Origin of the sequence: Streptomyces sp. HNM0645 (genome assembly GCF_030056615.1) — a bacterium.
GTDB classification, from domain to species: domain Bacteria; phylum Actinomycetota; class Actinomycetes; order Streptomycetales; family Streptomycetaceae; genus Streptomyces; species Streptomyces marianii.
This window is the reverse complement of the sequence record NZ_JASHLT010000016.1, coordinates 36769-62226: the sequence shown is the minus strand read 5'-3', so window position 1 is coordinate 62226 and position 25458 is coordinate 36769. Positions and strand designations below refer to the sequence as shown.

General features: G+C 71.6%; 16 protein-coding genes and 4 pseudogenes. 14 read left to right on the top strand and 6 right to left on the bottom strand.

The features are described from left to right. Positions 1 to 162 precede the first annotated feature (162 nt). From QMZ92_RS13710 to QMZ92_RS13700, 3 genes are all read left to right on the top strand, one after another. On the top strand, positions 163 to 729 hold the full coding sequence (locus tag QMZ92_RS13710) for a TerD family protein (protein WP_283297706.1): 567 nt from the start codon (positions 163 to 165) through the stop codon (positions 727 to 729). A 121-nt stretch (positions 730 to 850) separates the two neighbouring features. After that, positions 851 to 2803, top strand: a complete 1953-nt coding sequence (locus QMZ92_RS13705) for a TerD family protein (RefSeq protein WP_283297649.1) — start codon at positions 851 to 853, stop codon at positions 2801 to 2803. Between the two features lie 379 nt (positions 2804 to 3182). After that, entirely contained in the window at positions 3183 to 4184 is a 1002-nt protein-coding gene (locus QMZ92_RS13700) for a TerC family protein (RefSeq protein ID WP_283297648.1), read from the top strand. Positions 4185 to 4233: 49 nt separating this feature from the next. Here QMZ92_RS13700 and QMZ92_RS13695 read toward each other — a convergent pair. The 4 genes and pseudogenes from QMZ92_RS13695 to QMZ92_RS13680 all read right to left on the bottom strand — a co-directional run. Continuing rightward, a pseudogene (locus QMZ92_RS13695) lies at positions 4234 to 4470 on the bottom strand (hypothetical protein); the annotation flags it as partial. A gap of 2 nt (positions 4471 to 4472) precedes the next feature. Next, a pseudogene (locus QMZ92_RS13690) lies at positions 4473 to 5047 on the bottom strand (LD-carboxypeptidase); the annotation flags it as partial. A 160-nt stretch (positions 5048 to 5207) separates the two neighbouring features. Next, entirely contained in the window at positions 5208 to 5864 is a 657-nt protein-coding gene (locus QMZ92_RS13685; RefSeq protein ID WP_283297647.1) for an MBL fold metallo-hydrolase, read from the bottom strand. Between the two features lie 21 nt (positions 5865 to 5885). Further along, positions 5886 to 6575 (bottom strand): maleylpyruvate isomerase family mycothiol-dependent enzyme, encoded by a 690-nt coding sequence (locus QMZ92_RS13680; protein WP_283297646.1) that lies wholly within the window; start codon positions 6573 to 6575, stop codon positions 5886 to 5888. Between the two features lie 220 nt (positions 6576 to 6795). Here QMZ92_RS13680 and uvrA point away from each other — a divergent pair, with 220 nt between their 5' ends. Then, positions 6796 to 9813 carry an excinuclease ABC subunit UvrA gene (gene uvrA, locus QMZ92_RS13675; RefSeq protein WP_283297645.1) on the top strand — a complete coding sequence of 1006 codons (3018 nt, stop codon included), beginning with the start codon at positions 6796 to 6798 and terminating at the stop codon, positions 9811 to 9813. Between the two features lie 470 nt (positions 9814 to 10283). Here the strand turns inward: uvrA and QMZ92_RS13670 are convergent, their stop codons facing one another. Further along, the gene (locus tag QMZ92_RS13670; protein ID WP_283297644.1) at positions 10284 to 11201 is read right to left on the bottom strand and encodes a PfkB family carbohydrate kinase; all 918 of its coding nucleotides are present in this window, start codon (positions 11199 to 11201) and stop codon (positions 10284 to 10286) included. A gap of 134 nt (positions 11202 to 11335) precedes the next feature. Between QMZ92_RS13670 and QMZ92_RS13665 the strand changes: the two genes are divergently transcribed. Continuing rightward, a complete protein-coding gene (locus QMZ92_RS13665; protein WP_283297643.1) occupies positions 11336 to 11764 on the top strand; it encodes a Rieske (2Fe-2S) protein in 429 nt (142 codons plus the stop codon). A 229-nt stretch (positions 11765 to 11993) separates the two neighbouring features. Here QMZ92_RS13665 and QMZ92_RS13660 read toward each other — a convergent pair whose 3' ends face one another. Continuing rightward, complete coding sequence (locus QMZ92_RS13660) at positions 11994 to 12938, bottom strand: hypothetical protein (RefSeq protein ID WP_283297642.1); 945 nt, start codon at positions 12936 to 12938, stop codon at positions 11994 to 11996. Positions 12939 to 13315: 377 nt separating this feature from the next. On the opposite strand from QMZ92_RS13660, the gene uvrC reads away from it, so the two are divergent. The 9 genes and pseudogenes from uvrC to tpiA all read left to right on the top strand — a co-directional run bounded on the left by uvrC (position 13316) and on the right by tpiA (position 25415). After that, the gene (gene uvrC / locus QMZ92_RS13655) at positions 13316 to 15373 is read left to right on the top strand and encodes an excinuclease ABC subunit UvrC (RefSeq protein WP_283297641.1); all 2058 of its coding nucleotides are present in this window, start codon (positions 13316 to 13318) and stop codon (positions 15371 to 15373) included. Beyond that, the gene (gene rapZ, locus QMZ92_RS13650; RefSeq protein ID WP_283297640.1) at positions 15370 to 16311 is read left to right on the top strand and encodes an RNase adapter RapZ; all 942 of its coding nucleotides are present in this window, start codon (positions 15370 to 15372) and stop codon (positions 16309 to 16311) included. The genes uvrC and rapZ overlap by 4 nt, the downstream gene beginning before the upstream one ends. After that, complete coding sequence (locus tag QMZ92_RS13645; RefSeq protein ID WP_283297639.1) at positions 16308 to 17342, top strand: gluconeogenesis factor YvcK family protein; 1035 nt, start codon at positions 16308 to 16310, stop codon at positions 17340 to 17342. The genes rapZ and QMZ92_RS13645 overlap by 4 nt, the downstream gene beginning before the upstream one ends. Beyond that, the gene (whiA, locus tag QMZ92_RS13640; protein ID WP_093653140.1) at positions 17333 to 18322 is read left to right on the top strand and encodes a DNA-binding protein WhiA; all 990 of its coding nucleotides are present in this window, start codon (positions 17333 to 17335) and stop codon (positions 18320 to 18322) included. The genes QMZ92_RS13645 and whiA overlap by 10 nt, the downstream gene beginning before the upstream one ends. Before the next feature lie 701 nt (positions 18323 to 19023). After that, a pseudogene (locus tag QMZ92_RS13635) lies at positions 19024 to 21675 on the top strand (M14 family metallopeptidase); the annotation flags it as partial. Positions 21676 to 21776: 101 nt separating this feature from the next. Next, positions 21777 to 22103 (top strand): annotated as a pseudogene (locus QMZ92_RS13630) (zinc carboxypeptidase); the annotation flags it as partial. 193 nt (positions 22104 to 22296) lie between these two features. Then, a complete protein-coding gene (gap, locus tag QMZ92_RS13625; protein WP_283297636.1) occupies positions 22297 to 23301 on the top strand; it encodes a type I glyceraldehyde-3-phosphate dehydrogenase in 1005 nt (334 codons plus the stop codon). Positions 23302 to 23419: 118 nt separating this feature from the next. Further along, positions 23420 to 24631, top strand: a complete 1212-nt coding sequence (locus tag QMZ92_RS13620) for a phosphoglycerate kinase (protein ID WP_283297635.1) — start codon at positions 23420 to 23422, stop codon at positions 24629 to 24631. A 7-nt stretch (positions 24632 to 24638) separates the two neighbouring features. After that, entirely contained in the window at positions 24639 to 25415 is a 777-nt protein-coding gene (tpiA, locus tag QMZ92_RS13615) for a triose-phosphate isomerase (protein WP_283297634.1), read from the top strand. Positions 25416 to 25458: the final 43 nt, after the last annotated feature.

The window sequence follows — 25458 nt, the reverse complement described above, 5'->3', positions numbered from 1 at the left end:
TCAACACCGCCACAAAAACACACCAAGTCTGCTGCACGGTCGGAGCGACTGCGTAGGGTGCAGGCAACCGCACACACGGACGGTTGCGGGGGAACCATGGAGAGGGGACAGCGCGTGGTGGACGTATCCAAGGGCAATGCGCCCGGGGGTCCCGGAGTCAATCTGACCAAGGGACAGGCCATCAGCCTGGAGAAGAAGGGCGGCGGCACCCTCACCGCGGTGCGGATGGGCCTCGGCTGGCAGGCGGCCCCCCGCCGGGGACTGTTCGGGTCGCGCACCCGGGAGATCGACCTGGACGCCTCGGCGGTGCTCTTCGCCGACAAGCAGCCGGTGGACGTGGTCTTCTTCCGGCACCTCGTGAGCGACGACGGCTCGGTCCGCCACACCGGCGACAACCTGGTCGGCGGCGCCGGCCAGGGCGGCGACGACGAGGCGATCCTCGTCGATCTGCAGCGGGTGCCGGTCCACATCGACCAGATCGTGTTCACCGTCAACTCCTTCACGGGCCAGACCTTCCAGGAAGTGCAGAACGCCTTCTGCCGCATCGTGGACGAGACCAACGGCCAGGAGCTCGCCCGCTACACGCTGGACGGCGGCGGCCAGTACACCGCCCAGATCATGGCCAAGGTGCACCGCGCCGGCTCGGGCTGGCAGATGACCGCCCTGGGCAACCCGGCCAACGGCCGTACGTTCCAGGACCTGATGCCGTCGATCCTGCCGCACCTGTAGGCACGCGGGCAGGTCCGTCCGCACCAGAGGTCACGGCGGCGCCCCGCCGTGACCGCGCAGCTCCCGGAGGTGAGCAGGCCACCGGGAGCTGCTCCGCACACCACCGAGGGGGACAGAGGCGATGACGGCCGAGCTGGTCAGGGGGCAGAACCATCCCTTGCCCCACACCCGACTGGAGATCCGGGTGTCGGCCGGCAAGCCGGTCGTGGCCGCCGCCGCGCTGAGCGACGAGGACGGTCGGGTTCCGGGTACCGAGTGGGTCGCCCACCCCTCACAGCCGGCCCTGCCCGGCGTCGTGGTCTCCCGCCAGGCCGCCGCGGACCATCTGCTGGCCGTCGACCTGAGCGCCGTACCCGCCTCCGCGCACCGGGTGACGGTGCTGCTCGCGCTGCCCATGGGGCCGGGGCGCCCCGTACGCTTCGGGGCCGTCGCCGCCCCGTTCGTCTCCGTCGGCCCCCCGGGCGGCGACGAGATCGCGACCTACACCGTCACCGGCCTGGACACCGAGTCCGCCGTCGTAGCCCTGGAGCTGTACCGCCGCCAGGGGGCCTGGAAGGTCCGCGCCGTCGGCCAGGGGTATGCGGGCGGTCTTGCCGCATGCCTCACCGACCAGGGCCTCGACCGCGCCGGCGAACTCGCCGCGGTCGTCCACGAGGCCGTCGCCCCCGGCCTCTCGCGCACCCTCGGCACGCCGCCGCCCCGGACGACGGAGGTGCGGCACAGCGCGGCCGCGGCCGCCGCCGCGGGCGACACCGGCCCCTCTCCCGACCCCGGCCCGGTATCGGGCGCGGGTGCGGGTGCACCGACCTCGGGTCGGGCTGCTCCGCAGCCGCCGCCCCAGACGCACGGCGGTCCCGTCGACTACTCGCACCCGCGCAGGCAGTCCGCCGCGCCGCCGTCTCCGCCCCCGGCGGTGCCGCCCGCCGAGCCCGGCCGGCCGCCGGTTCCCGTCGCGGGCGACGCCACCGGCTGGTCCATGGAAGAGCGGCTGTACAACCAGGTCTGGGGCATGTTCGAGGACCTGGCCCGGACGACGGCCGCCTACCGCGGCGCGGTGGACTTCGCCGACTCACGGCTCGACCAGGAGCTCGACCGCACCCTGTCCGACCCGCGCAGCCGGATCACCGGCGCGGGGGACGGCGCACGTGAGACGGCCCGTGCCAAGCACGACGAGCTGACGGGGCGCGCCCGCGAGGCCCTCGAGCGCGACCTGGCCCAGCTGGCCGCGGAGTCCGAGGTCGTCGAGCCCGCCCTGCCGCCGGCGTTCGCCCGCTGGGACAGCCCGGTCTGGCACGGCTACCGCGTCCCGATGGAGATCCCCATGGCCCTCCGCCTCGGCGACCTCCACCTGCCCGAGCGGCCCGAGCTCCGGATCCCGATGCTGGTCCGGCTGCCGCTGGAGCGCGGACTGTGGGTGGACAGCGGCCGGGCCACGTCGGAGGCCGCCGTGACGCTGGACGAGGCGCGGCTGCGCGCGCTCGCCGTGGACACCGCGGTCGCCCACGCGGCCCGGCTGCTCGCGGTCCATCCGGCCGGGGAGTTCACCGTGCACGTCATCGACCCCGCGGGTTCGGCGGCGCGTTCGCTGGCCCCGCTGGTGCGGTCGGGCGTGCTGGACGGGCCGCCGGCGGCCGGGGCCCAGGGCGTCTCCACGGTGCTGGCGAAGCTCACGCAGCGCGTGGACCTGGTGCAGATGGCCGTGCGCGGGGGTGCGGCCGACGCACTGCCGCCGGACCTTGACACCGCCCAGCAACTGCTGATCGTCAACGACTTCCCGCACGGTTTCGACGACCGCGCCGTCACACAGCTTCGCTACCTCGCCGACGAGGGGCCCGCGGTCGGCGTCCATCTGCTGATGGTCGCCGACCGGGAGGACGCCTCCGCGTACGGGCCGGTGCTCGACCCGCTGTGGCGCTCGCTGCTGCGGATCACCCCGGTCCCGGACGACCACCTGGCCGATCCATGGGTCCAGCATGCCTGGACGTACGAGCCGCCGTCGGTGCCCGAGGGCAGCGATGTGCTCGGGCTGGTGCTGGCGAAGGTCGCGGAGGCGCGGCGCACCTGGCGGCGCTGACCCGCGGACGTCGGCGCGGTCCGGACCTCGCGCGCCACCGGCCGGCTCACGGGGTACCGGCCCGCCCTCGTGCTGCCCCGTGCCCGGAGCCGCCACGCGCCGCCCGCCCCGTCCCCCTCTCGGGACGATTCCGGGCTCAGCTCGCTGAACTGCAACTTTGACTCTCCATTACCCTCGTCTTTACCGTTCTTTGGTCTTTCGGGTAGTGTTTCCTCCGCGGAGGGGAGTACTCCCACCTGCGGCGTGCCCGTCAGTACGGACCGACAGACCCAGAGCGGTCCCGGGGCGCCGGCCCGCGGTTCGGCGACCAGCCACCCGGGTGGAAGAGACCTCCGGCAGCGACGACGCTGATGAGTAGCCGTACGACGCCGGAGGCGCAATGGACGTGTCATTGACCATGTGGCTGGTGACCATCTTTGGTCTCTCCGCCCTGATCGCGGTCGACTTCTTCATCGGGCGCAAGCCCCATGACGTGTCGATCAAGGAAGCGGGAACCTGGACGATCGTCTGGATCGTCCTGGCAGTGATCTTCGGTGTCGGACTGCTGATGGCCGGTGAGAGCCAGGCCTCGGGTGAGTTCTTCGCGGGCTACATCACGGAGAAGTCGCTCAGCGTCGACAACCTCTTCGTCTTCGTGCTGATCATGGCGAAGTTCGCCGTGCCGTCGCAGCTCCAGCAGCGCGTCCTGATGTTCGGTGTGCTCATCGCGCTGGTGCTGCGGGCCATCTTCATCGCCGCGGGTGCCGCGATCATCGCCAGCTTCTCCTGGGTCTTCTACATCTTCGGCGCGTTCCTGATCTACACGGCCTGGAAGCTCATCCAGGAGGCGCGGTCCGACGAGGACGAGGACGAGTTCGAGGAGAACAGGCTCCTCAAGTCGGTCGAGCGGAAGTTCGGCGTCGCCGACAGGTACCACGGCACCAAGCTCTTCGTCCGCGTCAACGGCAAGCGGGTGCTGACGCCGCTGATGGTCGTCATGCTCGCCATCGGCACCACCGACGTGCTGTTCGCCCTGGACTCGATCCCCGCGATCTTCGGTCTGACCCAGGACCCGTACATCGTCTTCACCGCGAACGCCTTCGCGCTGATGGGGCTGCGGCAGCTGTACTTCCTCATCGGCGGACTGCTCAAGAAGCTGGTCCACCTCAGCTACGGCCTGTCGGTGATCCTCGGCTTCATCGGCGTCAAACTGGTGCTGCACGCACTGCACGAGTCGGGAGTCCATGTCCCCGAGATCTCCATCCCGTTCTCGCTGACGGTCATCTGCGGCGTTCTGGTCATCACCACGATCACCAGCCTCATCGCCGCCAGAAAGCTGGAGAAGCGGGAGGCGGAGGCCAAGGCGACGGACTCCTCCGAGAAGGACAGCGTCGAGGCCTGAGTCCGCCCGGTGCGCCGCTCGCTCCCCGACACGCGCGCGGCGCACGGCATGACGGGACACAGCCCACGCCGACGGTCGCCGGCCCCGTCGGCAGCGGCGACGCGAACAGCGCCGGGGGACGCTCGTGGCGGTCGTCGATGTGCCCGAGGAGCACCGATCAGAGCGGCCGGGAGCCGAAGCCGATGGTGAACGGGGAGCACGTCGGGACTGGCAACGGGCCGAGGGCCGGTGCGGCGGCCGTGCCGTAGACGAGGGCGCGGCGATCCGGCGACGATTGCCACCTCAGCCGCGCCCCTCGACGACCCGCTCGGGCACCGCCCAGCTCCACCCGGTCGCGGGCAGGGTCTCCGGCTCGTCCGCGAACGTCCCGGGGTCGGCCCAGTCGCGGTCGACCACCCGGACCCGGTCCGCGGGGCGCAGTTCGTAGGGGCCGGGGTGAACAGGGCGGCCCGCAGAGAGTTCCCGGTCAGCGGTGCCACGGCGCCGGGCCGGCCGAGCTCGCACATCACCGACGCGCCGTGGTAGCCGACCACACCGGTGTTCCAGAGGAACGCGAGCAGATTGGTGCTGTCGCTGTAGCCGAAGAACGGCTTCGGGTTCGCCCGTATCAACTCCCGGTCAGGCAGGGGCAGCACGGTGATCTGGTCGTCGCCGCCGATCGACGCGATCACCGCGCGGATGTCCGGATCGGCGAAGGCCGCGTGGATGTCGTCGGCGCGTTGGCGGGGTGTGGACCCCATCGTGCGGGTGGCCGGGTACTCGACCGGGACCAGCCCGAACTCCTTCTCCAGCCGTTCGAGTCCCAGCTCGTACGGCAGGGGCAGCAGACCGGGCAGGCCCGAGGAGGGGGAGATCGCGGCGATCCGGTCCCCGGGCCGGGGCTTGGGCGGGTAGACGGGTAGGGGGGACCGTGGAGGCGGAGCCGGGCGGTGGCATGGGCCGCTGGCTAGCCGGACGCCCGGGCGCCGGCCCGGTAACACCCGTGCCACGCGCCCTTCTCGGACACCCTCCTCCGGCCCGTCGTCACCAGCCGCGCCGGTGCCACTCGGGGAGGTGCGGCCGCTCGTCACCGAGCGTGGTGTCGTTGCCGTGGCCGGGGTAGACCCAGGTCTCGTCCGGCAGTACGTCGAAGAGCTTCGTCTCCACGTCGCGGATCAGCGAGGCGAAGGCCTGCGGGTCCTTCCACGTGTTGCCCACGCCGCCGGGGAAGAGGCAGTCGCCCGTGAACACGTGCGGGTGGCCGTGCGGGTCGTCGTAGACGAGCGCGATCGAGCCGGGCGTGTGGCCGACCAGGTGGCGGGCGGTGAGCTCGACCTGGCCCACCCTGATCGTGTCGCCGTCGTCGAGCAGCACGTCGGTCGGCACCGGGATGCCGGCGGCGTCGTGGCGGCCCGCGTACGTGCGCGCACCGGTCGCGCCCACCACGTCCGCCAGCGCGCCCCAGTGGTCGCCGTGCCGGTGCGTGGTGACGACGGACGTGATCCCGTCGTCACCGATCAGCCGGAGCAGTGTCTCGGAATCGTTGGCCGCGTCGATCAGCAACTGCTCGTCGGTGGTCCGGCAGCGCAGCAGATAGGAGTTGTTGTCCATGGGGCCGACGGCGACCTTGGAGATCATCAGGGCCGCCAGCTCGTGGACGTCCGCCGGGCCGCCGACCGTCACCGCTCCGCTGTAAGTCATGGGGCCAGCGTACTCAGCCGGTCACAGCGGCGGCAGCACCGGCAGCGGGCCGCCGGTGACCTCGAGCCCCGAGCCGTCACGGCGGCCCGCGAGCCAGCCGAGCAGGTCCGCGGCGGTGCCCCGGACGGTGACCGGTTCGCCCGCGGCCCCGCCGCCCGTCGTCCAGGTCCGTCCGCAGTCGTCGGCGACGGTCGTGGGCGGCACGTCCTTGTGCCCGTCGAACCGTTCCGCGAGGAAGCCGGTCTCGCGCTCGGTGAAGCCGGCCGGAAGGTCCTCCAGCTCGTAGCCGATGCCGAGGTCCACGTGGTGCAGCTCGACCTCGATCAGCCGCCGGAAGGGGATACGGGACGCGGCGTCCTTCACGCCGTTGCGGAGCTCCAGGGTCCGCGACCAGTCGGCGTCCGCCGTGGCCGCAGCCAGGAAGCGCTCCCCGGACTCGCGCACGTCGTCGAGTTGGTCGGGGAGCGGGCGGGGTGCGTCGCGCTCGATGTCGGCCTCGCGCGTCTCCGCGCTCGCGTACATGGGGCGGCCCTCGAGGACGTTCACGAGGGCGTCGGCATTGCGGGCGAGGTGGGCGAGGACGTGGCCGCGGCTCCAGCCGGGGAGTCGTGACGACCCGGCAACCGCCGCGTTGTCCAGGGCGGCGGCTGCGTTCAGCAGTCGCTCGGTCGCTTCACGTACGGAATCCAGGTCGGCCACGGGATCGATCATGGGGAAGACGATAGCCGCGCCACACGTTCGAGTGAAGGTGGCCGGAGACCGGCGTTAATCGAATACGCGTGCTATAGGCTCGGGGCAGAGCATTATGGAGGGCCGGGCGTCCGTCCGGCAGCCGTCGATCTCGTGGTCGCCCTAACCTGGAGCAGTCCGGGCCGGGGGCTGTGCCCCCGATGCTTCTCACGACCTGTCTCAAGAAAGGTGCGGACCCGGCGTGGCCGACCGTCTCATCGTCCGTGGCGCTCGCGAGCACAACCTGAAGAACGTCTCGCTCGACCTCCCGCGTGACTCACTCATCGTCTTCACCGGGCTCTCGGGGTCGGGCAAGTCGTCGCTCGCGTTCGACACGATCTTCGCCGAGGGGCAGCGCCGCTACGTCGAGTCGCTGTCCTCCTACGCCCGGCAGTTCCTGGGCCAGATGGACAAGCCGGACGTGGACTTCATCGAGGGCCTCTCCCCGGCCGTCTCGATCGACCAGAAGTCCACGTCGCGCAACCCCCGCTCCACGGTGGGCACGATCACCGAGGTCTACGACTACCTCCGGCTGCTCTTCGCGCGCATCGGCAAGCCGCACTGCCCCGAGTGCGGCCGCCCCATCACGCGCCAGTCCCCGCAAGCCGTCGTCGACAAGGTGCTGGAGTTGCCCGAGGGCAGCCGCTTCCAGGTGCTGTCGCCGCTGGTGCGGGAGCGCAAGGGCGAGTTCGTCGACCTCTTCGCCGACCTGCAGTCCAAGGGGTACTCGCGGGCGCGGGTCGACGGGCGGACGATCCAGCTCACCGAGCCGCCGAAGCTCAAGAAGCAGGAGAAGCACACGATCGAGGTGGTCGTCGACCGCCTGACCGTCAAGGAGAGCGCCAAGCGCCGGCTCACGGACTCCGTGGAGACCGCGCTGGGACTGTCCGGCGGCATGGTCGTGCTGGACTTCGTCGACCTTCCCGAGGACGACCCCGAGCGCGAGCGGATGTACTCGGAGCACCTCTACTGCCCGTACGACGACCTCTCGTTCGAGGAGCTCGAGCCCCGTTCGTTCTCCTTCAACTCGCCGTTCGGGGCCTGTCCCGACTGCACCGGCATCGGCACCAGGATGGAGGTCGACCCCGACCTGATCGTCCCGGACGAGGACCGCTCCCTGGACGACGGCGCGATCCACCCCTGGTCGCACGGTCACACCAAGGAGTACTTCGGGCGCCTGATCGGCGGGCTCTCCGACGCCCTCGGCTTCCGCACGGACATCCCGTGGGCCGGGCTGCCGCAGCGCGCCAGGAAGGCCCTGCTGTACGGCCACAAGACCCAGGTCGAGGTCCGCTACCGGAACCGCTACGGGCGGGAACGCGCGTACACCACCCCGGCGTTCGAGGGCGCGGTGTCCTTCGTCAAGCGGCGCCACAGCGAGGCGGAGAGCGACTCCAGCCGGGAGCGCTTCGAGGGCTATATGCGCGAGGTGCCCTGCCCCACCTGTGACGGCACCCGGCTGAAGCCGATCGTCCTGGCCGTGACGGTCATGGACAGGTCGATCGCCGAGGTCTCGGCCATGTCGATCAGCGAGTGCGCCGACTTCCTGGGCAGGCTGACGCTCACCGCGCGCGACAAGAAGATCGCCGAGCGGGTGCTCAAGGAGGTCAACGAGCGGTTGAGGTTCCTGGTCGACGTCGGCCTGGACTACCTCTCCCTCAACCGGGCCGCGGGCACGCTGTCCGGCGGAGAGGCCCAGCGCATCCGCCTCGCCACCCAGATCGGCTCCGGCCTCGTGGGCGTGCTGTACGTCCTGGACGAGCCGTCGATCGGACTGCACCAGCGCGACAACCACCGGCTCATCGAGACCCTGGTGCGACTGCGCGACATGGGCAACACCCTGATCGTCGTCGAGCACGACGAGGACACGATCAAGGTCGCCGACTGGGTCGTGGACATCGGCCCGGGAGCCGGCGAGCACGGCGGCAAGGTGGTCCACTCCGGACCGCTGAGGCAACTGCTGGCCAACAAGGACTCGATGACCGGGCTCTACCTGTCCGGGAAGAAGTCCATCGCGACGCCGGAGATCCGGCGGCCGGTGGACCCGACCCGGCAGCTCACGGTGCACGGTGCCAGGGAGAACAACCTCCGGGACATCGACGTGTCGTTCCCGCTCGGTGTGCTCACGGCCGTCACCGGTGTCTCCGGCTCCGGCAAGTCCACGCTGGTCAACGACATCCTGTACACGCATCTGGCGCGCGAGCTGAACGGTGCCAAGTCGGTGCCGGGCCGGCACACCCGCGTGGACGGCGACGACCTCGTCGACAAGGTCGTCCACGTCGACCAGTCGCCCATCGGCCGTACACCCCGGTCCAACCCGGCGACGTACACCGGCGTCTTCGACCACGTGCGCAAGCTCTTCGCGGAGACGATGGAGGCGAAGGTGCGCGGCTATCTGCCGGGCCGCTTCTCCTTCAACGTCAAGGGCGGGCGCTGCGAGAACTGCTCCGGCGACGGCACCATCAAGATCGAGATGAACTTCCTGCCGGACGTGTACGTCCCGTGCGAGGTCTGCCACGGTGCGCGCTACAACCGGGAGACCCTGGAGGTCCACTACAAGGGCAAGTCCATCGCCGAGGTACTGGACCTGCCGATCGAGGAGGCCCTGCACTTCTTCGAGGCGGTGCCGACCATCTCCCGTCACCTCAAGACGCTGACGGAGGTGGGCCTCGGGTACGTCAGGCTGGGTCAGCCGGCGCCGACGCTCTCCGGTGGCGAGGCGCAGCGGGTGAAGCTGGCGAGCGAGCTGCAGAAGCGGTCGACCGGCCGGACGGTCTACGTGCTGGACGAGCCGACCACGGGTCTGCACTTCGAGGACATCTCCAAGCTGATCAACGTGCTGTCCGGACTGGTCGACAAGGGCAACACGGTGATCGTGATCGAGCACAACCTCGATGTGATCAAGACGGCCGACTGGGTCGTCGACATGGGTCCGGAGGGCGGCAGCGGCGGTGGCCTCGTCGTCGCCGAGGGCACGCCCGAACAGGTCGCCGCGGTCCCGGCGAGCCACACCGGCAAGTTCCTGCGGGACGTCCTGGGCCCTGAGCGCGTCAGCGACTCGGTGCCGCCGCAGTCCCGGAAGGCGGCGGCGAAGAAGGCCGCGTCCCGGAAGCCGGTCTCGGCCAACTCCACCGCCGTGAAGAAGAACACGGTCACGGCCAACGCGACCCCGGTGACGAAGAAGGCGGCGGCGTCGCGGACACGCGCCCGCAAGGCCTGATCCCGGCCCCGGCCCCGGCCCGCTGCCCGCCGGCCGGCCCGGAACGCCCGTCGCCCCGGTCCTGCCACCAGGACCGGGGCGACGGGCGTTGGATCCCGTTTCCCGGGGCCGCGGCCCGCCCCGGGCCGATGTGCTCGACTCCCGGTCGTGTCCCGGGCCCGACGCCGGTGACCGGACAGCGACCGGCGGCGGCCACCTGCACGTCGTCTCAGGTCGTCCGCGTGCAGGCGTCGTCATGCCACCGGTTCCGGTTCCGGTTCCGAGCCGGCTTCCCGGCCCGCGCCCGGGCGGCTGCCGTGTCGCCGTTCCCGGGTCGCCCCGCCGCAGATCCGGCCGCCGTGTCCCCGTTCCGTGATTCCCCCGGAGCCTCCGGGCCGGGGGTCCTGCGGCCGCCGTGCCGCGTCCCCGGGGCGCCGCGGTGCCGCCTTCCGGTGCCCGGCCGCCGGGCCGGCCCTCGCGCGCCCTCCTGGTCAGGCCAGTTCGGAGGCGTACGGGGGCTCCGCTCCCGTACGGGAGCAGGTGACGGCGGCGGCGCGGGCTGCGAACGCGAGCACCTCGGTCCATTCGGCGGCGTCCAGGGCGAGCAGACCGCCGGGGGAGAGGGCGCCACGCCGGTGCAGGTCGTGGAGCAGTGCCGCGTTCACGGTGTCGCCCGCGCCGATCGTGTCGGCCACCGTCACGGCCGCCGCCGGGACGGCGGTCTCCACACCTTCACGGGTGCGTACCGCGAGGCCGCGGTCGCCGCGGGTCAGAACCACGGCGGCGGGGCCATCGGCCAGCCACTGCTCCGGGGAGCCGCCGAGCCATGCGGCGTCGTCCTCCGAGAGCTTCAGCAGCGACACCGAGGAAAGCCAGCCCCCGAACCGTGTCCGGTAGGCGTCGGCGTCGGGCACGAGCCCCGGCCGGATGTTGGGGTCGAGCAGCGTGAACACCCCGCGCCGCGACTCGCGTCGCAGCAGCGCCTCGTACGCGCTCGCCCCCGGCTCCAGCACCAGCGAGCACGTGCCGAGCGCGAGCGCCCGCACCCCGGCCGGCAGTTCCGGCGGCAGCTCGAACAGGCGATCGGCGGTGCCGGTCATGTAGAAGCCGTAGCCGGCCGAGCCGTCCGCGCCGACCTCGGCGACCGCGAGGCTCGTCGGCTCCGGGCCGCGCTGCACCAACGACGTCCGTACGCCCGCCGCGTGCAGCCCGCCCAGCAGCGCCTCTCCGAAGCCGTCCGCCGACACGCGGGAACAGAAGGTCACGGGGGATCCCAGACGCCCCAGGGCCACCGCCGTGTTGTACGGGCCGCCGCCGGGCCGCGGCAGCAGGGGCGGCAGGGGTGCGTCCCCGGTGGCCGTCCGCTGCGGGACCAGGTCGATCAGGGACTCACCGGCGACGACGATCACGGCTGAGAACGTAACCCATCGCTCCGGGGCACGACAGTCCCTTCCCGCACGGTGGACCCGACCGGAGGGGCCGCGATCTGCGCCGGTATCGTCGGGTTGGTCACCCACCCCGCCCCCCACTCGTGGAGATCCTCATGTCCGGCCGATCCACCGCTCGCCGTACCGTGCTGAAAGGCGCCGCCCTCACCGGGGCCGCCGGGCTGGGGGTCGCCGCCTGCTCCACCGAGTCCAAGGTGGGCCACGCACAGGTCCCGACACCGACCGCACCGGTCGACCTCGGCGCCGCCGAGGAGGTCCCCGTGGGCGGCGTCCGGCTCTACCGAGAGCAGCGGCTCGTCGTCCACTGCCCGGCGGAGGGCCGGTACAAGGCGTTCAGCGCCCAGTGCACCCACGCCGGCTGCGTGCTGGACAAGGTGGAGGGCACGGAGGGCAACTGCCCCTGCCACGGCAGCAGGTTCGACGTGACGACCGGCACGGCGCTCCGGGGGCCGGCGACCGTGCCGCTCCCGGAGGTCCCGGTGCGGGTGCGGGACGGGAAGCTCGTGGCCGGCCCGGAGGCATGAGCGGCCCCGCCGTCCGCCCCCGGCGGGGTGAGCGGTCCCGCGGTCCGAGTCCTGGGGCGTGAACCCCTCACGCCCGAGGGGCCCGGCACGCCGTACCCCGGACACCGGCGGGCCGGCCGATGCCCGTGCGCGGCGGTGCGGCGGTGGTACCGGGTCCCGGTGCACACCGGGGCGAGCCTCCGGGCGAGGCGCTGTCCCCCTCGGGCGTGCGCCGACCGTCCTGCTTCCGTCAGCGTTCCCACTCCCACTCGATCCCCTGGATCCCCGGCCGGACGTCCTGCTCGACCAGGTGCACCGCCGGGTGCCGACCGCTCGGGGCCAGTTCCGCGCGGCAGATCCGTGCCGCGCCGGGGGAGTTCTGGGCGAAGTGCCGGCACCGTACCGGCAGCGCCGCCCCGTCGAAGCGCACCTGCAGCACGTACTGACCCCCGGCCGCGCGGAAGCCCCGTACGTACTCACCGCTCGGGCCCGCCGTGCCGTCCTCGAAGCCGTAGCCGAGGAGGTACGTCTCACCGGACCGCAGCCGGGCGTCGAGGAGCAGTTCCGCGACCAGCACCCCTGCCTCCCGGTCGTACCGGACGCGTCCCGGGCGGCAGTTCTCCGTGGCCCGCACGGTCACCCGCGCCGGATTCCACCCGGGATCCCCGCGATGGACCGCCAGCAGCCGGTCGACGCCGTCGCGGTGGGCGCGCACGACCTTCTCGGAGTCCCGGCCCAGTAGTTCGCGGCCCGGCCCGATCCGTACGCGCTCGTGGTGCCCCACCGTGTGCAGCCCACCGTCCGCGGGCCGCCCGAGTCCGGCGAGCAGCCGCTCCACCGCCCCGGACACCTCGCCCGGCGCACGCGGCGTCCGGGCCGCGGGGCGCTGGGGGCCGGGCCCGGCCTCCTCGGGGAGCAGCCGCAGCAGGGAGTTCTCCGGCAGCCGGAGCACGTCCTCCAGCGCCCGCACGGCCCGCAGCGACTCGGGGCGCTGCGGGCGGCGGGCGCCCTGCTGCCAGTAACTCAGACTGGTCACGCCGACCTTGATCCCCCGGTGTGCGAGATGGTGCTGCACCCGCTGCAGCGGCAGCCCCCGCACCGCGAGCGCGGCGCGCAGAGCGAGGTGGAAGGGGCCCGTGCGCAGCACCCGGTCCAGTTCGGCCTGGGTGTGCGCGGGGTGCGCGGCGTGCCCCATGGGACTCCTCGATGGACGTTCACGGCCGCCCGGTGGGCCCTCGCGCCGAGGGGCGGGGCGTGCGGACGGGACCGATGGCAGGCCTCACGGCGCTTCCGGGCCGCCGTCACAGCCGCGTGTCACCCCGCATTGAAGCGTGCCGGTCCCGTCCGGACAACGGTTGTCCGGGTGCCGGTCCGAATGCCGCGGGAGCCTGGCCGAAGCGTCCGTATTGCGCCGCCGCACCGTGAGGGGCCGGACACCGGTCGTAGCGGCGGCGGCCTCGGGGCCCTTCCGGCGAGGACCCGGCGGCGGGGGGTCGGCACCCGGGCGGGAGGGCGGGTGCGCACCCCCTCCGGCGGCCCCGGTTGTCCGTGCCCGCCAGTAGGGTGGGCGGCATGGCAGACCCCTCCAGTTACCGCCCCAAGCCGGGACAGATCCCCGACTCGCCGGGGGTCTACAAGTTCCGCGACGCGCACCGCCGGGTGATCTACGTCGGCAAGGCGAAGAGTCTGCGGCAGCGGCTGGCGAACTACTTCCAGGACCTGGCGGGTCTGCATCCGCGCACCCGCACGATGGTCACGACCGCGGCCTCCGTGGAGTGGACCGTCGTCTCCACGGAGGTGGAGGCCCTCCAGCTGGAGTACTCCTGGATCAAGGAGTTCGATCCCCGCTTCAACGTCAAGTACCGGGACGACAAGAGCTACCCGTACCTCGCGGTGACCATGAACGAGGAGTTCCCGAGGGTCCAGGTGATGCGCGGCGCCAAGAGGAAGGGCGTGCGCCACTTCGGTCCGTATGCGCACGCGTGGGCGATCCGTGAGACGGTCGACCTGATGCTCCGGGTCTTCCCCGTGCGCACCTGCTCCGCCGGGGTCTTCAAGAACGCGCAGCGCACCGGCAGGCCCTGTCTGCTGGGGTACATCGGCAAGTGCTCCGCGCCGTGCGTCGGCCGGACCGGCGCCGCGGAGCACCGCGAACTGGCCGAGGAGTTCTGCGACTTCATGGCCGGCCGCACCGGCACCTACATCCGCCGCCTGGAGAAGGAGATGATGGCGGCGGCCGAGGATACGGAGTACGAGCGGGCCGCCCGCCTGCGGGACGACATAGAGGCCCTGAAGCGCGCCATGGAGAAGAACGCGGTGGTGCTGGCCGACGCCACCGACGCGGATCTGATCGCGGTCGCCGAGGACGAGCTGGAGGCCGCCGTCCAGATCTTCCACGTCCGCGGCGGGCGCGTGCGCGGCCAGCGCGGCTGGGTCACCGACAAGGTCGAGGCCGTCGACACGTCCGGCCTCGTCGAGCACGCGCTGCAGCAGCTGTACGGGGAGGAGAGCGGTGACTCCGTCCCCAAGGAGGTCCTCGTCCCGGCCCTGCCCGAGGACCTCGCCGCGGTCACCCAGTGGCTCGGCGACCGCCGGGGTTCGGCCGTGTCGCTGCGCATCCCCCAGCGCGGCGACAAGAAGGACCTGATGGCGACGGTCGGGCGCAATGCCCAGCAGGCCCTCGTCCTGCACAAGACCAAGCGCGCCAGCGATCTGACGACCCGCTCCCGGGCCCTGGAGGAGATCGCAGGGGCGCTCGGCCTGGACTCGGCGCCGCTGCGCATCGAGTGCTTCGACATCTCGCACCTCCAGGGCGAGGACGTGGTCGCGTCCATGGTCGTGTTCGAGGACGGGCTGCCCCGGAAGAGCGAGTACCGGCGCTTCCAGATCAAGGGGCGTGTCGGAGACACGCAGATCTGGCACGGCGAGGGCCAGGACGACGTCCGCTCGATGCACGAGGTGATCAGCCGGCGCTTCCGGCGCTATCTCGCGGAGCGGGAGAAGACCGGCGAGTGGGCGGTCCCGGAGGACGGCGAGGTCGTGGCGGGCGGCGAGGTGCCGTCGGCCCCGGTGGACGACGACAGACCCAAGAGGTTCGCCTACCCGCCGCAGCTGGTGCTCGTAGACGGTGGGAAGCCGCAGGTCGCGGCCGCCCAGCGGGCCCTGGACGAGCTGGGGATCGACGACGTCGCCGTCGCCGGCATCGCCAAGCGCATGGAGGAGGTGTGGCTCCCCGGGGAGGACGACCCGGTCGTGCTGCCCCGCTCCAGCGAGGGGCTGTACCTCATCCAGCGGGTGCGTGACACCGCTCACGACTTCGCGATCCGCTACCAGCGGTCCAAGCGCAGCAGGCGGCTGCGGACCGGTCCGCTGGACTCCGTGCCGGGCCTCGGCGAGGCCCGCAAGCAGGCGCTGATCAAGCACTTCGGCTCGGTGAAGCGGCTGCGGCAGGCGACGATCGAGCAGATCTGCGAGGTCCCGGGCTTCGGCAGGAAGACCGCGGAGTCCGTGGCCGTCGCCCTGGCGCAGGCCGCTCCGGCCGCCCCGGCGGTGAACACGGCGACAGGCGAGATCATGGAAGAGGACCACGGGGCAGCAGAGACGGAAGGAATCGGGGGAACCACGGAATGACCGAGCGGAACAGACAAGAACACGGAGCAGGAGACGTGAGTACGGGCACGACCGAGGCCGGGCAGGCCGCAGAGGCGGCCATCCCCGAGCTGGTGATCATCTCCGGAATGTCGGGCGCCGGCCGCAGCACCGCGGCGAAGTGCCTGGAGGACCTCGGCTGGTTCGTCGTGGACAACCTGCCGCCCGCGCTGATCCCCACCATGGTGGAGCTCGGCGCACGCTCCCAGGGCAACGTGGCCCGGATCGCCGTCGTCGTGGACGTCCGCGGCCGGCGGTTCTTCGACAACCTCCGCGAGTCCCTCGCGGACCTCGACGCCAAGGAGGTCACCCGCCGGATCGTCTTCCTGGAGTCGTCCGACGAGGCTCTGGTGCGCCGTTTCGAGTCCGTGCGCCGCCCGCACCCGCTGCAGGGCGACGGCCGGATCGTCGACGGCATCGCCGCCGAGAGGGACCTGCTGCGGGAGCTGCGCGGCGACGCCGACCTCGTGATCGACACCTCCAGCCTCAACGTCCACGAGCTGCGCGCCAAGATGGACGCCCAGTTCGCGGGTGACGAGGAGCCGGAGCTGCGGGCCACCGTGATGTCGTTCGGGTACAAGTACGGCCTGCCCGTCGACGCCGACCTCGTGGTGGACTGTCGCTTCCTGCCGAACCCGCACTGGGTCCCGGAGCTGCGGCCCTTCACCGGGCTGAACGAGGAGGTGTCGGGTTATGTGTTCAACCAGCCCGGGGCCAAGGAGTTCCTCAACCAGTACACCGAGCTGCTGCAGCTGATCGCCGCGGGTTACCGCCGCGAGGGCAAGCGCTACGTGACGATCGCCGTGGGCTGCACGGGCGGCAAGCACCGCTCCGTCGCCATGTCCGAGAAGCTCGCCGCCCGGCTCGGCTCCGAGGGGATCGAGACCGTCGTCGTCCACCGGGACATGGGGCGCGAGTGACCGCACGCAATCTCCGGCTGCGCCGGCTGCGGGGCAGTGACGCGCTCCGTACCGGCCGCAGGCGCGGAACCCAGCCCAAGGTCGTCGCCCTCGGCGGCGGCATGGGCCTCTCCGCGTCCCTCGCGGCGCTGCGCCGCATCACGGGCGACCTCACCGCCGTCGTCACCGTCGCGGACGACGGGGGCTCCAGCGGGCGGCTCCGCAAGGAGCTCGGGGTGCTGCCGCCCGGCGATCTCCGCAAGGCGCTCGCGGCGCTGTGCGGGGACGACGACTGGGGCCAGACCTGGTCCCGGGTCATCCAGCACCGCTTCCAGTCCCAGGGCGAGCTGCACGAGCACGCGGTCGGCAATCTGCTGATCGTCGCGCTGTGGGAGCAGCTCGGCGACCATGTGCAGGCCCTGGACCTGGTCGGCAGGCTGCTCGGCGCCCACGGCCGGGTGCTGCCCATGTCCGCCGTGCCGCTGGAGCTCCAGGCGCTGGTCAGGGGGCACGATCCGGCTCGGCCCGACGAGGTGGGCACGGTGCGCGGCCAGGCGACCGTGGCGCTCACGCGGGGCGAGGTGCAGTCCGTGCACCTGGTGCCGAACGGTCCGCCGGCCGTCCCGGAGGCCGTCGAGGCCGTGCTGGACGCCGACTGGGTGGTCCTCGGCCCCGGCTCCTGGTTCTCCTCGGTGATCCCCCACCTCCTCGTGCCCGAGCTGCTGGACGCGCTCGTCGAGACCAGGGCCCGGCGCGTCCTCTCGCTCAACCTCGCCCCGCAGCCCGGGGAAACGGAGGGCTTCTCTCCGCAGCGTCATTTGGAGGTTTTGGGGCGACACGCCCCTAAACTCGCCCTGGACGTGGTGCTGGCCGACGAGGCCGCCGTGCCCGACCGCGAGTCCCTCGCCGACGCGGCGAAGCGGCTCGGTGCCGCGGTCGAGCTGGCGCCCGTGGCGAGACCCGACGGGGCTCCGAAGCACGATCCGGAGCTGTTGGCCGCCGCGTACGACCGTATTTTTCGGATGCATGGAAGGATCGGCCCATGGCGATGACGGCAGCGGTGAAGGACGAGATCTCCCGGCTCCCCGTCACCCGGACCTGCTGCAGAAAGGCGGAGGTCTCGGCGATCCTGCGGTTCGCGGGCGGACTGCACCTGGTCAGCGGTCGCATCGTGATCGAGGCGGAGCTGGACACGGGCATCGCGGCGCGCAGGCTCCGCAAGGACATCCTGGAGATCTTCGGGCACTCCTCGGACCTCGTGGTGATGGCCCCCGGCGGGCTGCGGCGCGGTTCGCGCTACGTCGTCCGCGTGGTGGCGGGCGGTGACCAGCTGGCCCGCCAGACCGGGCTGGTCGACGGCCGGGGCCGGCCCATCCGGGGCCTGCCGCCCCAGGTCGTCTCGGGCGCCACCTGCGACGCGGAGGCCGCCTGGCGGGGCGCCTTCCTCGCTCACGGCTCGCTGACCGAGCCCGGCCGTTCGTCCTCGCTCGAGGTGACGTGCCCCGGTCCGGAGGCCGCGCTGGCGCTGGTCGGTGCCGCGCGCCGGCTCTCCATCGCCGCGAAGGCCCGCGAGGTGCGCGGAGTGGACCGGGTCGTGGTGCGCGACGGCGACGCGATCGGCGCGCTGCTGACCCGGCTCGGCGCCCACGAGTCGGTCCTGGCCTGGGAGGAGCGGCGGATGCGCCGTGAGGTCCGGGCCACCGCCAACCGGCTGGCCAACTTCGACGACGCCAATCTGCGCCGCTCGGCCCGGGCCGCGGTCGCCGCGGGCGCGCGGGTGCAGCGCGCGCTGGAGATCCTCGGCGAGGAGGTCCCCGAGCACCTCGCGGCGGCGGGCCGGCTGCGCATGGAGCACAAGCAGGCGTCGCTGGAGGAACTGGGTGCCCTCGCGGACCCGCCGCTGACGAAGGACGCGGTCGCGGGCCGTATCCGCCGGCTGCTGGCGATGGCCGACAAGCGCGCCCAGGACCTCGGGATCCCGGGTACGGAGTCCAATCTGACGGAGGAGATGGCCGACGGCCTGGTGGGCTGAGCCCGCCCGGGGGCGCACCGGCTGTCCGAGTGGCGGTCCCCGGGGCCGCGCACACGGAGGCCGCGTCCCGGATGGCTCGCTCCAGGGCCGGTCGCCGGTTCGCTCGCGCCGGGTCGCGCTCGCGACGATGCGTCCGCGGAGGCCGCGCTCCGCGGGCGCGTTTCCCGCGGCACCGCGCGCAGGGGCAGCTCTGCCGGAGTTCCCCGTCCGTCGAGACGGCGTCCTGCGGGCGTCCTGTGAGCACGCGAGGTTCCCGCCGCCCCGTGCCGCGAGGCCGTGCTCGCCGAGAACCGTCCGCCGAGGACGCGTTCCCCGTGCCCCCACCCCGCGAGCCGTGCTCCGAACTCATGGGCCCGCGGAGCCGCGGCACGGATCCGCCGCACCGATCCGTTCCACCGGGCTCCGGTCAGGGAGGGGCGCCGAAGTCCCTCCCGCCCTGCGGGCGGACGGAGCCGTCTTCGCGACACGCCCTGGCCGCAGGCCCTCCCGCGCTCGCCCGTGGACATCACGGCCCGTCAGGCCCGTCCGTGGCGGGACGGGCCTTTTCCGTACCCGTCACTCCCGCTCGCCGGGACGCCACCGGACCTCAACGCCCCGCATTCAGGCGCCACTTGGCCGTCCAGAGCATCTTGACATGATCATGAACTGTCATGAGCCTGGCATCTGTTTTCTTTCGCGACAGACGAAAGCAAGGGGGGCCAATGAGACGAAGAGCGAGATCGATCCTCGCCGCGACCTCACTCCTGATGGCCGGTCTGGCCGCCGCGCCGCTCGCCCGGGCGGACACGGGCGCGGACGACGCCGGACTCTCCGTGTGGCAGGCGGAAGTCACCAAGGAGCAGGTGCCACTGCTCCTCCAGGCAGGCGCCGACGGTCATGAACTGACCGAGCAGGTACCGGCCAAGGGCACCGCCACGGTCGAGGTGTTCCTCACCGACGACCAGGCGGGCGCACTCCGCGACAAGGGCGTGAGCCTCACCGAGCACACCGTGTCCGGCGCCGCGAAGAAACGCGTCGCCGCCGCCGGGGACGGTGTCTTCCGGCCGTACGGCGGGGAGGGCGGCCTCCAGGAGGAGATCCTCGCCGTCGCCGCCGCCAACCCGTCGATCACGAAGGTCGTCAGCATCGGCAGGACCGTGCAGGGCAAGGACATCCTCGCCCTCAAGCTGACCAAGGGCGCCAAGAAGTACCGGGACGGTGCCAAACCGTCGACCCTCTACATGTCCAACCAGCACGCCCGCGAGTGGATCACGCCCGAGATGACCCGGCGGCTGCTCCACCACTACGTGGACGGCTACGGCGAGGACCGGCGCATCACCCGGATCGTGGACCGCACCGAGCTCTGGTTCCTGCTGTCCGCCAATCCGGACGGCTACGACTTCACCCACGCCGCCGAGAGCAACCGCCTCTGGCGCAAGAATCTGCGCGACAACAACGGCGACGGCAGGATCACCACCGGCGACGGCGTCGACCTGAACCGCAACTTCGCCTACAAGTGGGGCTACGACAACGAGGGGTCGTCCCCCAACCCCGCCAGTGAGACCTACCGCGGCTCGGGCCCCTCCTCCGAGCCCGAGACCGTCGCGCTGGACCGCTTCCAGAAGCGCATCGGCTTCGAGTACGGCATCAACTACCACTCCGCCGCCGAACTGCTGCTGTACGGCGTGGGCTGGCAGGTCGCCACCCCCACGCCGGACGACGTGCTCTACAAGGCGCTGGCGGGCACCCCCGACAACCCGGCCGTACCCGGCTACTACCCCCAGGTCTCCTCCGAGCTCTACACCACCAACGGAGAGGCCGACGGCCACGCGGCCAACGTCAACGGGACGATGATGTTCACCCCGGAGATGACGACCTGTCAGACCGCCTCGGCCATCGACCCGAACGACCGGTGGCGGCCCGAGGACTGCCGCTCGGGCTTCAACTTCCCCGACGACGAGAAGCTGATCCAGGCGGAGTTCGCGAAGAACGTCGACTTCGCGCTGTCCGTGGCCGAGACCGCGGTCCACCCCGACCAGCCGTCGTCAGCGGTCGGTCTGGAGGCCCCCGACTTCACCGTCGACCCGTTCACGACCTCCTACTCGCGCGGTGGCGACCAGGAGGTCTCCGTCATCGCCCGCAAGTCCCTGCGGGACAAGGAGCTCAAGTACCGCGTCAACGGCGGCCGTATCCACGACATGGCGCTCCGGCCGTGGCGGGGCGGGGAGACCTACGGCGGTGAGGACAACATCCGCTTCGACGAGTACCGGGCCAAGGTCAAGGACGGGGACGTCGGCGACCGGGTCGAGGTCTGGTTCACCGGCGAGACCAGGAGCGGAAAGCGCGTCTCCAGCGAGCACTTCACCTACACCGTCGCGGTCCGACCCAGAGCGGACACCCTGGTGGTGGCGGAGGAGGGTGCGCCGGCCCAGCACGCCCAGACGTACGTCGACGCGCTCCGGTCCAACGGACGCAAGGCCGTCGTCTGGGACGTCGCCACGCAGGGCGCCCCGCACCCGCTCGGCGTCCTCGGCCACTTCTCCACCTCCGTCCACTACACCGGCGCGCAGGCGCCCGGCGGACCCACCCAGCTCGCCCTGCGCGACTTCCTCAACGAGGGCGGCAAGCTGATCGAGGCAGGGGAGCTGGCCGGCGGCAACGCCCAGGTCGGCAGGGCCGCGACCAACGACTTCAGCCAGTACTGGCTGGGCGCGTACGGCCGTGCCTCGGAGCCCAGTGCCACCGGGTTCGCCGGAGCGGGAACGCTCACCGGATCCGGCGGACCCCTGTCCGGCGCCACCGGCAACCCGCTGAACGCGCCCGGTGCGTACACGGTCACCTCCGACACCCTGCCTGCCGCGCAGTTCCCCCAGTTCGCGAGCGCCCAGGCGGGTCGCTACGGCGGGGTGAGCAATCCCTACGCCCCGTACGAGGGCTCGTCGATGGCCAGCGCGACCCACGAGGACAACGACTGGAAGCGGCTCACCCGGACCGTCGACCTCACCGGGGTCAGCGCGGCAGACAGGCCGCAGCTGAGGCTCGCGCTCAACTGGAACACCGAGCCGGGCTACGACCACGCGGTCCTGGAGGCCCACACCGTGGGGGCCGAGGACTGGACGACGCTCCCGGACGAGGGCGGGCTCAGCGGCACCGCGGTGCCGGAGGAGTGCGAGGCCGGGTACTTCCTGGGCGGGCATCCCTTCCTGCGCCACTACCTCACCCTCGGCTCCGGCGGCTGCACCGCGACCGGATCCAGCGGCACCTGGAACAGCTTCACCGGCTCCTCCGCCGGCTGGAAGCAGGTGTCCTTCGACCTGAGTGCCTACGCGGGCAGTCAGGTCGAGCTCTCCCTCGCCTACGTCANGGCTCCGGCGGCTGCACCGCGACCGGATCCAGCGGCACCTGGAACAGCTTCACCGGCTCCTCCGCCGGCTGGAAGCAGGTGTCCTTCGACCTGAGTGCCTACGCGGGCAGTCAGGTCGAGCTCTCCCTCGCCTACGTCACCGACCCGGGCAGCGGCGGACGCGGCGTGTTCGCCGACGACGCCGCCCTGGTCGTCGGCGGGGCGGAGAGGGAGAGCGAGGGCTTCGAGACCTCACTCGGTCCGTGGACCACGCCGGGGGCGCCGGAGGGCAGCCCCGCGCTCGGTGGTGACTGGGCGCGCACAGGTGAGCTGTTCGTCTCCTACGCGGCCGTCACCACCCGGGACACCGTCCTGCTGGGCTTCGGCCTGGAGCACGTCACCGCGCCCGCGGACCGCAGCGCACTGGTCCGCAAGGCGCTCGCCGCGCTCCGTCGCTGACACTGTGTAGTCGCCGAAAAGCGCCGGTGGTCCGTACTTGTCGGTAGGTACGGGCCGCCGGTTTTCGGCTCGATCCGGGGGCGTGCTCGATGCCACTCCGGCTGCCCCGGGGAGGTAGGGTCGTAAGCGGTCGGGGACATCCCATATCAGCTCGCCGGCGTCGAAACCGGCGTACCACTGAGGAGATCGGTTCGTGACGATCCGCGTAGGCATCAACGGCTTTGGCCGCATCGGTCGTAATTACTTCCGCGCGCTGCTGGAGCAGGGTGCAGACATCGAGATCGTGGCTGTCAACGACCTGGGTGACACCGCGACCACCGCTCACCTGCTGAAGTACGACACCATCCTCGGCCGTCTGAAGGCCGAGGTCAGCCACACCGCAGACACCATCACCGTCGACGGCCACACCATCAAGGTGCTCTCCGAGCGCAACCCGGCCGACATCCCCTGGGGCGAGCTCGGCGTCGACATCGTCATCGAGTCCACCGGCATCTTCACGAAGAAGGCGGACGCCGAGAAGCACCTCGCCGGCGGCGCCAAGAAGGTCCTCATCTCGGCTCCGGCCACCGACGAGGACATCACCATCGTGATGGGTGTGAACCAGGACAAGTACGACCCCGCGAAGCACAACGTCATCTCCAACGCCTCGTGCACCACCAACTGCGTGGCCCCGATGGCCAAGGTCCTCGACGAGAACTTCGGCATCGTCAAGGGCATGATGACGACGGTCCACGCCTACACCAACGACCAGCGCATCCTCGACTTCCCGCACAAGGACCTGCGCCGCGCCCGCGCCGCCGCGGAGAACATCATCCCGACCTCGACGGGTGCCGCGAAGGCCACCGCCCTGGTCCTCCCGCAGCTCAAGGGCAAGCTGGACGGCATCGCCATGCGCGTCCCGGTCCCCACCGGCTCCGTCACCGACCTCGTCCTGGAACTCGACCGCGAGGTCACCAGGGACGAGATCAACTCCGCCTTCCAGAAGGCCTCCGAGGGACAGCTCAAGGGCGTCCTGGAGTACACCGAGGACCCGATCGTCTCCTCGGACATCGTGAACTGGCCGGCTTCCTGCACCTTCGACTCGAAGCTCACCATGGTCCAGGGCAAGCAGGTCAAGGTCGTCGGCTGGTACGACAACGAGTGGGGCTACTCCAACCGCCTCGTCGACCTCACGGTCTTCGTCGGCAACCAGCTCTGATCGCCTGCCGGCGACGGTAAGCACCCCGATGTGAGCGGAGCAGGGCTCGGGCAGCGCAACGGCGCGCTGCGCGGGCCCTGTGGCGTGTCCCCGACCTCTCCCTAGGAGCCAACACAGCATGAAGACGATCGACGAACTCCTCGCCGAAGGCGTCTCCGGCAAGCGGGTCTTCGTCCGCGCCGACCTGAACGTGCCCCTCGACGGCACCACGATCACCGACGACGGCCGTATCCGCGCCGTGCTGCCGACCGTGAAGGCCCTGGCCGGCGCGGGTGCCCGGGTCGTCGTCGCCTCGCACCTCGGCCGCCCGAAGGGTGCCCCGGCCCCGGCCTTCTCGCTCGCCCCGGCCGCCGCGCGGCTCGGCGAACTGCTCGGCGCGGAGGTGGCGTTCGCCACCGACACGGTCGGCGAGTCCGCCCGCGCCACCGTGGCCGGTCTCGACGACGGCGGCGTAGCCGTCCTGGAGAACCTGCGCTTCAACCCCGGAGAGACGTCCAAGGACGACGCCGAGCGCGGCGCCTTCGCCGACGAACTCGCATCCCTCGCCGACGTCTACGTCGGAGACGGCTTCGGCGCCGTCCACCGGGGGCACGCCTCGGTGTACGACCTCCCGGCCCGGCTGCCGCACGCAGCCGGCTACCTCATCGCCGCCGAGGTCTCGGTGCTGAAGAAGCTCACCGAGGACGTCAAGCGGCCGTACGTGGTCGTCCTCGGCGGCGCCAAGGTCTCCGACAAGCTCGCCGTCATCGACTCGCTGCTGGCCAAGGCCGACCGCCTGCTGATCGGCGGCGGCATGGCCTACACCTTCCTCAAGGCCCAGGGCCACGAGGTCGGCATCTCCCTCCTCCAGGAGGACCAGATCCCGGCGGTGAAGGAGTACATGGAGCGCGCCGAGAAGAACGGCGTCGAGCTGGTGCTGCCGGTCGACGTCCTCGCCTCCGGCGAGTTCCCGGACCTCAAGACCAAGGCGCCCGCCGAGTACATCACGGTGGACGCCGACCGGATCCCCGCCGACAAGGAGGGGCTGGACATCGGCCCGAAGACGCGCGAGCTGTACGCGTCCAAGATCGCCGACGCCGCCACGGTGTTCTGGAACGGCCCGCTGGGCGTCTTCGAGCACCCGGACTACGCAGGCGGCACCCGTGCCATCGCCCAGGCACTCGTGGACAGCAAGGCCTTCACCGTCGTCGGCGGTGGCGACTCGGCCGCCGCGGTCCGCACACTGGGCTTCGACGAAAACGCATTCGGCCACATCTCGACCGGTGGCGGCGCGAGCCTCGAGTACCTCGAGGGCAAGACGCTTCCCGGCCTCGCCGCACTGGAGGACTGAACACCACATGAGCACCCGCACCCCGCTGATGGCGGGCAACTGGAAGATGAACCTCAACCACCTCGAGGCCATCGCCCACGTCCAGAAACTCGCCTTCGCCCTGACCGACAAGGACTACGACGCCGTGGACGTCGCGGTCCTGCCCCCCTTCACCGATCTGCGCTCCGTGCAGACCCTGGTGGACGGCGACAAGCTGAAGATCACGTACGGCGCCCAGGACCTCTCGGCGCACGATTCCGGCGCGTACACCGGTGAGATCTCCGGCACGATGCTCGCCAAGCTGAAGTGCACCTACGTGGTCGTCGGTCACTCCGAGCGACGCCAGTACCACGCCGAGTCCGACGCGCTCTGCAACGCCAAGGTGAAGGCCGCGTTCCGGCACGGTCTGACCCCGATCCTCTGCGTCGGCGAGGGGCTGGACGTCCGCAAGGCCGGACAGCAGGTCCAGTACACGCTGAACCAGATCGACGGCGGACTGAAGGACATCACGGCCGAGCAGGCCGCGACCCTCGTGATCGCCTACGAGCCCGTCTGGGCCATCGGTACCGGCGAGGTCGCCACGCCGGAGGACGCCCAGGAGGTCTGCGGGGCGATCCGCGGCCGGCTCGCGGAAACGTACGGCCAGGAGGTGGCCGACAAGGTCCGCATCCAGTACGGCGGCTCGGTGAAGTCGAACAACGTCGCGGCGATCATGGCTCAGCCGGACGTCGACGGAGCCCTGGTCGGCGGCGCGTCCCTCGACGTGGACGAGTTCGTCAAGATCGTGCGCTTCCGGGACCAGTGAACGGACGGTAGCGCTGCCCGCCCTCCTCGTCACCTGCGGTGAG